Annotated in this window: 10 protein-coding genes and 1 CRISPR repeat array; of the genes, 4 read left to right on the top strand and 6 right to left on the bottom strand. The window is 69.2% G+C overall.

The annotated features are described in order from the left end of the window. From DSY14_RS26100 to DSY14_RS26125, 6 genes are all read right to left on the bottom strand, one after another. On the bottom strand, nt 1–923 hold a 923-nt coding region (locus tag DSY14_RS26100), incomplete at its 3' end, for a hypothetical protein (RefSeq protein ID WP_211719268.1). Then, nucleotides 920–1,117 carry a hypothetical protein gene (locus DSY14_RS26105; RefSeq protein ID WP_211719269.1) on the bottom strand — a complete coding sequence of 66 codons (198 nt, stop codon included), beginning with the start codon at nt 1,115–1,117 and terminating at the stop codon, nt 920–922. The genes DSY14_RS26100 and DSY14_RS26105, both read right to left, overlap by 4 nt. Next, nucleotides 1,114–1,281, bottom strand: a complete 168-nt coding sequence (locus DSY14_RS26110; protein WP_211719270.1) for a hypothetical protein — start codon at nt 1,279–1,281, stop codon at nt 1,114–1,116. The genes DSY14_RS26105 and DSY14_RS26110 overlap by 4 nt, the downstream gene beginning before the upstream one ends. Beyond that, nucleotides 1,281–1,517 (bottom strand): hypothetical protein, encoded by a 237-nt coding sequence (locus tag DSY14_RS26115; protein ID WP_211719271.1) that lies wholly within the window; start codon nt 1,515–1,517, stop codon nt 1,281–1,283. Before DSY14_RS26115 ends, DSY14_RS26110 begins: the two co-directional genes overlap by 1 nt. A gap of 88 nt (nt 1,518–1,605) precedes the next feature. Continuing rightward, a complete protein-coding gene (locus DSY14_RS26120; protein WP_211719272.1) occupies nt 1,606–1,956 on the bottom strand; it encodes an HIT family protein in 351 nt (116 codons plus the stop codon). Nucleotides 1,957–1,964: 8 nt separating this feature from the next. Then, nucleotides 1,965–2,399 carry an RNase adapter RapZ gene (locus DSY14_RS26125; protein ID WP_211719273.1) on the bottom strand — a complete coding sequence of 145 codons (435 nt, stop codon included), beginning with the start codon at nt 2,397–2,399 and terminating at the stop codon, nt 1,965–1,967. A gap of 290 nt (nt 2,400–2,689) precedes the next feature. Here DSY14_RS26125 and DSY14_RS26130 point away from each other — a divergent pair, with 290 nt between their 5' ends. From DSY14_RS26130 to DSY14_RS29510, 4 genes are all read left to right on the top strand, one after another. Continuing rightward, on the top strand, nt 2,690–3,493 hold the full coding sequence (locus DSY14_RS26130) for a GntR family transcriptional regulator (RefSeq protein ID WP_211719274.1): 804 nt from the start codon (nt 2,690–2,692) through the stop codon (nt 3,491–3,493). 1 nt (nt 3,494) lies between these two features. Beyond that, on the top strand, nt 3,495–3,983 hold the full coding sequence (locus DSY14_RS26135; protein ID WP_211719275.1) for a GNAT family N-acetyltransferase: 489 nt from the start codon (nt 3,495–3,497) through the stop codon (nt 3,981–3,983). Between the two features lie 284 nt (nt 3,984–4,267). Further along, a CRISPR array of direct repeats spans nt 4,268–5,212; the repeat unit is 29 nt; unit sequence GGGTCCATCCCCGCGTGCGCGGGGAGCAG. Between the two features lie 709 nt (nt 5,213–5,921). Next, the gene (locus DSY14_RS29505) at nt 5,922–7,586 is read left to right on the top strand and encodes a right-handed parallel beta-helix repeat-containing protein (protein WP_211719276.1); all 1,665 of its coding nucleotides are present in this window, start codon (nt 5,922–5,924) and stop codon (nt 7,584–7,586) included. Nucleotides 7,587–7,722: 136 nt separating this feature from the next. Then, a partial coding sequence (locus DSY14_RS29510; protein ID WP_211719277.1) for a right-handed parallel beta-helix repeat-containing protein occupies nt 7,723–9,349 on the top strand: 1,627 nt, incomplete at its 3' end.

Here is a 9,349-nt window from a genome sequence, read left to right on the forward strand (position 1 = left end):
CCGCTCGGGGGCGGGTCGGTGTGACCCCCGCTGACCCCGCCGGTGTCGGGGCCGTCGCCGTCGGACAGGAACGCCTCGATCTGCGCGGCCAAGGTGTGGGTCTGCTCAGCCACCCAGGTATCGGCCGGGTGCGCCGTGACCGTGCCGGCGGCGGCCGGAGCGGGGTCGCTCTCACCCAACGCGATCCGGCGCAGCTCGGATTCGTCGGCGTCGTTGACCTCGTCCAGGGCGTCACCGATGGCGGTGGACAGTGAGGTCGCGGCCAGGTAGGCGGCCACCGACCAGGCGGCCGCACCCAGGGAGCAGACCGCACCCACGATGCTGCCCATGGTCGCCAGCACCGCGCTGGTCACCAGCGGCACCACGATCAGGGCACCGAACGCCCACACCTGCCAGGGCTCCAGCGCGGTGTTGCGGACGGCCAGCCGGCCTCGGAGCACGATCATCGCGGTGGACAGGATGGTCAGTCCGCCCTCGATCAGGTACCCCAACCCCGTGGGGGAGGTGCCGGGCCGGTTCTGCAACCACGCCTCGATCGCCATCCCGGACCCGACCGAGAGCAGCACCGACAGCACCAGGCACCCGATCAGGGCGAGGGAGCGGGTCCGGGACAGGTCCGCGACCGCCCGCCCGGGGGAGACGGCCTCGCGGGCGGCGGTGATCGCCTCCAGCGCCTTCTCCGCTGCGGCGGCCCGGGTATCGGAGACCCGCTCCCTGCGTAGGGTCCGACGGTGGTCCAGGCGGAGCTGTTCGCGGTGCTGGGCGATTCGCAACCGGTCGGCGTCGCCTCGGGTGGCGGGGTTGGTGTGCGGGTCGTTGAGGAGCTTCTGGTCGCTGATGCCCACCAGCCGGCGGGCGACGCCGACCTGGTCGGCGACCGAAGTGGCGGCATCGTGTGGGGTGCTGCGGCCGAACCAGTTCATCGGGTGGCCTCCTTGGTGGCCGGTGCGGGCAGGGACAGCGGGGCGGCCACGAAGTGGGCGGCGGCGTCGAGGGCCAGGGCGGCGCCGGCCAACGGCAGCGCGGCCAGGCGCAGCAGGGTGACGGTCAAGGTCAACACCAGGGCCAGAAGCACGGCGATGATGCCGGCGGTCTGGATCATGTGCGTCGTCGTCATGCCTGCTCACCCGCCTCACGTGCGGCCTGGCGGGAGCGGATCGCTCGGAGCCGGGCCAGGTCGGACTCGCGTTCGGGCAGCAGCGGCCCGGTCAGGTAGCGCAGCAGGGCGGCGGTCAAGGCCAGCGCCAGCGTGCACAGCAGCAACGTCAGGGCGGTGTGCATCAGGCCGCGCTCCTCAGCTCGAAGGCGACCGGCGGGACGGGAGCGGGGTCGGTGCCGGTCAGGTCCGCGAGGATGTCGGCGGCGGCCTGGTGGCGGGCGAGGTGGTCTTGGTGGCTCTCGCCGGGCCGGCGCGGTGAGCACAGCTCGCTAGCCAGTTCAGCGTCGCCCAGCAGGGCGGTCAGCTCGACCGGGTCGAGGGTGTGGGCGGTGCGCGGGAAGGGCAGAATGGTCGACATCGGGATAGGCCTTTCAACAGGGGTTCTCGATACAGAAGGCCCCGCCGGGCTGTTACCGGTGGGGCCTTCGTCATGGTCGGTAGGGGTGTCAGGTGGACCAGGGGAGCCGTAATCCGTCCGAAGCGGTGCGGGGCACGATGTGCCAGTGCAGGTGGAACACGCTCTGCGTGGCCTCACGGCCGACGTTCGCGATCAGGTTGGCCGGTCGGCCCGATTCGGCGAGCAGGGTCGCGGCGTGCATGACCGTCATCGCGGTCACCGCCGGCGCGGTGGTCGCGTCGCTCACGTGCTGGATCGGCAGGACCAGCAGGTGTCCCTCGGTGACCGGGTTGAGCGGCACGATCGCTAGGGCGTCCGCCCAGCGGCGGACCACCGTGGCCGGGGCCCGGCCCTGCGTGATCTCGCAGAACACGCAGGGCGAAACCGTGTGCCGTGCCATCGGGGCGTTCACTTGGTCACGACGGGTTTGGTGATGTCGCGGTGCTCGATCTCGGTGCGGATGCCGCGGGCCCGCAGCTCCATGGCGACCGCTTCGGCGATGGCCACGGACCGGTGCCGGCCGCCCTTGCAGTAGATCCCGACCTCGGTGATCTCGCCGTGCATGGCCCCGTAGTTGCGGGCCGCCTCGATGCGGTCAATGGTGCGGTCGATGATCTCGTCGGCACCGGGAGTGGCCAGCACGTGGTCGTTGACCTCGGTGTCCAGGCCGGTCTTGAACCTCATGGCCGGGTCGTGGTGGGGGTTGCGCAGGGCGCGGGAGAGATCGACGGTGAGCATGTCACCGGCAGGCGGGGCGCCGTGCAGGACGCCGTAGGTGGTGATCGCGACCTGGACCAGGCCGGAGCGGTTGCGACGGGACGCCGTGGTGGTGCAGCGGTTCATGTTCGGGCCTTCCTGTTGGGGTGGGGGTTAAGAGGTCCTAGAGGTCTCCGCCGGCCCCCGCGTTCCGAGTCGTGCCGGAGAGCGGGAGCGGACGGACACCCCAGGGGTGCGGGTGATGCGGCCATTCCGTTCCGCCCTGGTGAAGACGGAGCACCAAAGGGTTCTTGGTGCCGTGGCCGGTGCCGTTCGCCGTCCCTTGGGAGCTCGGGATGGTTGCGATATGGAAAGTAGAGCACACTGGCTTGAGCCAGTCAACTGATTGGCTCAAGCCAGTTGGGTAGACTGTGTGTATGAGTGAGAAACCGCAGGGCAATGGGGTCGAGAAGAAGCTGCCGAGCAGGCGGATCGCTGATGAGCTGCGCGCGGCAATCACCTCGGGCGAACTCCCGGAGGGCAGGAAGCTTGAGTCGGAGAGGAAACTTGCCGAACGCTTCGAGAGCGCGCGTAACACCGCCCGGGAGGCTGTGAGGCTGCTTGCGGAGGAAGGGCTTGTTGACGTGCAGCACGGGCGTGGCGTTTTCGTTCGGCGCAAGCGCAAGCTGCTGCGCTTCGGCAGTGAGCGCTACAGCAAGCGTCTACGCGAGCAAACTGGTCTCTCGCCCTATCGGGCGGAACTCGCGAAACAGGGGCTCACACCGCGGGTGGACTGCACGTCTATCGAGCGGGTCGTCCCCCCGAGTCAGATAGCCGAACGGCTGGAAGTTGACCCCGGACAGGCCTCAGTGGTCCGGAGGGAGAATTGGTACTACGCCAGCGATGACCAGGCTGAGTACGTCGTTCAGGTGGGGGTCACGTACATCCCTTGGCTGATTGCCGAAGGCAGCGTGCTCGCGACTTCAGCGAAGATGGGCAAGGGCAGCCTCTACGCGCGATTCGAAGACCTGGGACATCCCATGGCCCGAAGCCGTGAAGAGATCACGGCGCGCATGCCTTCACAGGAAGAAGTCCAGGGGTTGAAACTCCCTGATGGGGTGCCGGTGATCGACGTCCTGCACACCGGAATCGACCCGGATGGCGTTGCCTTTGAGGTGACACGCTTCGTGATGCGGGCAGATTTCGGAGGACTCGACTACAACATGCCGATCGAAGGGTGACATGAAGATCAGGCGGCGCGAAGACCGCGATCTCTCCGCTTGCGCGGCGGTGCTCAAGGAGGTTCACGCCAAGGACGGCTATCCGGTCGAAGGGGTGGACGATGCGCTCGGGTGGCTCACTCCTGACGGTCTGGTTGGAGCGTGGGTCGCTGAGTCCGACGGGGAGGTGGTCGGGCACCTGTGTGTAACCGGAGAGGGTGGGGAGGATGCCGCCCGCCTGTGGCAAGCTCGGGGTGGCTGGCCGGTCGGTGTGCTGGCCCGGTTGTTTGTTCACCCTGATGCGAGGGGGCGCAGCCTGGGCGAAAGGCTGACCGTGGCTGCTATGAAGGACGCTCGGGAGCGAGGAACCAGACTGGTTCTGGACGTGATGGAGAAGGACCGGGCCGCAATCCGGCTCTACGAGAAGCTCGGGTGGGAGCGACTTGGGGAGATCTCGCACGTCATCGCAGACCGGCGAGTTCCTGCCTTCGCCTACGTCTCCCCAAGCTGACGAACAGCAATCCCTCGATGCGTCACTGGACTCGCTTAACGCCCGTGGTTTCTCAGAGGAGAATCCACGGGCGTTCTGCATCCCTGCGAGCTAGCCAGTGGGGGTGATCATGTCAGCGTGGTGGAGGCTGCGGAGGCTAGCTCTTCTTGCTCTCTAAAAAGGTAGAAGCTCCCGTCGGCACAACCTCACCTACAGAGCCAGACTCGATGAATCCCATCTGAGGTGGGGGTTACCGCACGCGCAGGTAACAGTGGCCATGCTTGGCCAGGCCCGGGAGCGTCCTAGGCTCCATCCCCGCGTGCGCGGGGAGCAGGCGCCCGGCCACTCCGGCGGCGCTTTCAGGTCGGGTCCATCCCCGCGTGCGCGGGGAGCAGCTGGGCGCATCCGGGTCGACTGGATGCTGTGCGGGTCCATCCCCGCGTGCGCGGGGAGCAGGGACGATGTCGCATCCCGCGAAGGCTTTGATCAGGGTCCATCCCCGCGTGCGCGGGGAGCAGATCTACCGGCCCCGCTACAGCACCGACACCCTGGGTCCATCCCCGCGTGCGCGGGGAGCAGCGTGCGACCTCCAGCTCCCACCGCAGTTCCTGGGGTCCATCCCCGCGTGCGCGGGGAGCAGTCGACATCCAGCGGCCGGACCTGCGCATCCAGGGGTCCATCCCCGCGTGCGCGGGGAGCAGTCGGGGAGCCCGATGCGGGGGCCGATCATGGTGGGTCCATCCCCGCGTGCGCGGGGAGCAGCGGGCGATCTCCTCAATCATCGCGGGGGTGATGGGTCCATCCCCGCGTGCGCGGGGAGCAGCGGTACACGGTCTACACGTCGACCCCCGCGGAGGGTCCATCCCCGCGTGCGCGGGGAGCAGCGGATCGCTCCGCAGCTGGAGCATTGTTCGGTGGGTCCATCCCCGCGTGCGCGGGGAGCAGGGGTCGATCGCGGTCATCTGCCTCGTGAACAGGGGTCCATCCCCGCGTGCGCGGGGAGCAGTGCGCGAATCGCTGTAGTAGCTGCCCGAAGTCGGGTCCATCCCCGCGTGCGCGGGGAGCAGTCGGCCAACGAAGCCGACCGGTGGATGACCGCGGGTCCATCCCCGCGTGCGCGGGGAGCAGGAGTTGCGGGTGTCCGCCGCCTTGGCGGTGTCGGGTCCATCCCCGCGTGCGCGGGGAGCAGGAGCGCGACCGGGCCCTCACCGACCGGGACTGGGGTCCATCCCCGCGTGCGCGGGGAGCAGTCTTGCTGACCTGGTGTTCTGTCGGCGGTGAGGGGTCGTTTCTGCAAGTTGTTGAGAAACGGACATTTCACCCCTGTGTGGTTCTGGTGGCCTCGGTACTTCTTACCGCACATCCTCGGCCGCGGCTACGGGTTCCGTGGGCAGGCTGGACATGCAGTCGCTGAGGGCCGTTGCGGGTTCTGTCGTGCGGAGGCTGCGGAGGCTGCGGAGGCTAGGCGGAGGCTGAGAATCTGCCTTAGCCTCCGCAGTGTTTCCCCAGTTCAGTGCATGTGTTCGGCGGTTGGCGGAGGCTGCGGAGGCTGTGTTCTCTTACTCTCTAAAAGGGTGAAGAGGCATGGGGGAGCCCCCCACTGGCTAGCCATGGGGGTGACCAAAAGGGTGACCGCCCGTTGCGCACTCTGCTGGATCGTCAAGAACCTAGTAGGCCCATAAGGCCAGCTCAGCTAGGTGATAGGACCTGGTTGCATGGGGCCCGAAAGGCCTCGTAATGAATAGGTCATCGGTTCGATTCCGATAGGCGGCTCAGCAGAGCCTCAGGCCCGCCCGGGTGCCCCGGGCGGGCCTGAGGCGTTCCCGGGGCGCATCGCGGAACGGCCGGAAGCGGCCGTCGCCCACCCCCTGCCGTGCAGGCTTCGGCGCACGCCGGAGCGCTACGGTACGTAGGGCACTCAGCCGCGACCCCGGGAGCAGACGCATGTACACGGTGCGCGTGTCCAAGACCGATCCCAGCGCCTACCCGTCGGTCCGCGCGGCGGTCGAGGACCGGCGGTTGTGGGACGCCCCGGGTGGCCTCTACCTCCACGTGGAACCCGGGCTCTACGCGGAGCCGGTGACCCTCACCTTCCCCGGGCCCATGATCGTCGTGCCCACGCACGGGCCGGGCACCGTGGAACTCGCCGTGACCGGTGACCGGGAGTTACTGACCACCGACCATCCCCTGGAGCTCTACGGGATCGTGGTCCGTTCCGGATGCGATCTGAGGTCGCCGATCCGCGTGGGCGGAGACGGACTGCTCAAGGCCGTCGACTGCCGGTTCGTCGGCCTCGAACCCCTGCGCATCGGTGGGCGGGGCAGGAGCGAGTTCACCAACAGCCGGTTCGAGGGCACCGGGGTGCTCCTCCAACACGGTCAGGGCCTGTTCCTGGGTTGTGTCTTCGACCGGGCCCGCCTCCTGGCCCGGGAACGGACCGCGCTGGTGGCGCGCGCCCTCCGGTTCGAGGGGCACGAGGGGGGCGGTATCGGGGCGTCGGCGCTGACGCTGACCGGGACGCGTGCGGAGATCACCGACTGCGTCATGACCGACTGCCGGGTCGCCTACTCCGAAGGGCGCTCCGGAACGGCCACGGTCCACGTGAACCGGGGGTCCGAGGTCGTGTTCACGGACCTGTCGATCACCGGAGACCAGGGTTGCGCGGTCGAGGTCCGGGATCAGGGCACCCGAGTCGAGTTCACCCGCCTCACGGTGCAGGGCGGCTGGGAGAAGCGGTACACCGTGCTCGTCACGCACTCCGCCGAGGCACGGCTCACCGACAGCCGGGTCGTTCACACGCACGGCGCTGGTGTGAAGGCGATGGACGCGACCCTGGTCCTCGACGGTCTCACGGTCGAGGATTCGTTGGGCCCGGGCGTGACCGCGGTGCGGAGCACGCTGTCCGGACGCGGACTCTCGGCCCGGCGGATCAGGCGGACCCTGCTCAACGCGGTCGAGTCCCGGACCCACCTGACCGAGGTGGAACTCCGGGATCTGGACGCCGTCCCCGTCACCGAGGAGAACGGTGAGGCGTATTTCGAGCACGGGGCGGTGTACGTGCAACAGGGTGAGCTCGAACTGGAGGGTGTGCTGGCCTCGGACCTGAACGGGTGGTTCCTCCTGGTCGTCGACGGGCGTGCCGTGGTGTCCGGGGTCCGCGCGGAACGGGTCCACACCTTCGCCCTGAGCGGGGACAGCGGGATGGCCACGCTCCGGAACGTGCGCGCCACCGAGGCTCTGGGCAATCAGCTCTGTGCCAGGTCCGCCGGTTTCCTGGAGGTGCTGGACTCCTTCTTCGAAGGCTCCGAGAACGCACTCGCCTACGCCCAGGACGCCGGGATCACGTTGCGCTCGACGGTGTTGAAGGGCGCCCGGGGCGCCGGGATCGTGCTCTTCGGTTCCGGAGCGGCCCACCTGGAGGACTCCGAGATCCGTGACTGCGGCGGGGCGGGGATCTCCCTGCGCAGCGAGAAGAGCAAGGTGGGGCTGTACCGTTCCACGGTCACCGGGAACGGCGGGCACGGCATCGCGGGCCCGGAGGAGGCGGTCGTCGAGTACGAGGACTGCGTCATCAGCGAGAACGATCTGACGGAGAGGGCCCGCGTCCGCGCCTCGACCGACTGACGACAGTGCCCTCAGCGAGGGTGCGGCGTCGGATCCGCGCCCGACCACCGGGGGTCGGCGGGGCGCGGCCGAACGCTACGGTACAGGGGGCACCCAGCAGCGAACCCCCGGGAGCAGATGCATGTACACGGTCCGCGTGTCCCAGAGCGACCCCCATGCCTTCCCCACTCTGGGAGCCGCGGTGCGCGCCCCGCTGTACGCCGACGCGGATCTCTACCTGCACGTCGAACCCGGCCACTACGTGGAGCGCGAGATCGTCGCGGTGACCCGCAGGATCCAGGTCGTGCCCACACGGGGGCCCGGCACCGTGGAGGTCTCGGTCGGCAGGGACACCAACGTCTTCCGGGTCCGACCCCAGGGGCACCTGGAGCTCTACGGTGTGCGCGTCCGGGGCGACGACGGGGAGTACCCACCGGTGTACGTGGACGAGGGCGCCCGCTTCACGTCGGTGGACTGCGTGTTCGCCTCCGGGAACCGCCTGGGTCTCAACGGTCGTTCGCACGAGGTGGTCAACTGTCGTTTCGAGGGGTCCGGGGTCCGCTGGAGCAACGGCGGCGGGACCCTGCGCGACTCCGTGTTCGAGAACGCCTCCCTGTACCTGCTCCAGGGCGCCTCACCGAGGGTGGAGAACGTGCGCTTCCACGGTGCTCACGCGCGTTTCCACTCGCTGTTCGTCTCCGCCGCCGCACCCGTGATCAGCGACTGTGAGCTCGTCGACTGCGGTACCCGCGACTCCGCTTCCGCGGTCTGGGTGGAGGACGGCGCCACGCCCCGCTTCACCGGACTGTCGGTCCGGGCGGCCCAGGGGTGGCCGGTGCGCGTCAGAGGGAAGGGCACCCGCGCGGAGTTCACCCGGCTGCGGGTGGACGGGGGCAGGGACGGGGGTGCTTCGGTGTACGTCTGGTCCGAGGCGGAGGCCACGCTCGACGACGCTGAGGTACGCTCCGCCTCGACCGACGGGGTCTCGGTGTCGAACGCCGCCGTGACCTTCACCGACCTGGTCGTGGAGGGCCTGGGCGGGGCCGGTCTGTACGTCGAGGACGGTCGGGTGACCGGTCGCGGGCTCCGGATCGAGGATCTCCTGGGCAATGGGATCAACCTGTCCAAGAGTCGCGCGCGACTGGAGGACGTCGTGGTCCGGGGCCATCGGATGGGGGCGGTCAAGGGCGTGCACGGCATCGCCGTGACCGGAGGGCGGAGCGAACTCAAGGGCGTGCGCGCGGAGAGCCTGGTCGGAGGGTGCCTGGGCGTCTACGGCGCCGAGGTGTCTCTGGAGGGCCTGACCGGGGTGGAGGTGCACGGCGGGATCATGGCCAGGGACGACGCCACCGTCGAGGTCCGCGGTCTGGAGATCTCCGGGTCGGAGGGCAACGTCCTCCACGTCTCCACCGGCTCCGGTGTGAACGTGAGCGCGGCGCGGATCTCCGACTGCGCGTACGACAGCGCCCACGTGAAGGGTGCGCGTCTCGTCCTGCGCTCGTCGACAGTGACCGGTTCGCGGGGGCAGGGGGTCGCGGTCGACGAGGGCGGGGTCGTCACCATCGAGGACACCGAGATCCGTGACGGTGCCAAGAGCGGACTGTTCGTGGCCGACGCCGAGTGCCGGGCCCGGCTGCTGCGCTGCCGGGTCACCGGCCACAAGTACAAGGGCGTGGAGGCCGACGCCGAGGCCTCCGTGCACCTGGAGGAGACCGAACTCGCCGACAACAAGGGCGGCGACGACGTCCGGGCGAGGGCGAGCGCCGACGGGACGAGCCTCACCC

Source organism: Nocardiopsis sp. MG754419, from assembly GCF_018207095.1.
In the GTDB taxonomy this organism is placed as follows: domain Bacteria; phylum Actinomycetota; class Actinomycetes; order Streptosporangiales; family Streptosporangiaceae; genus Nocardiopsis.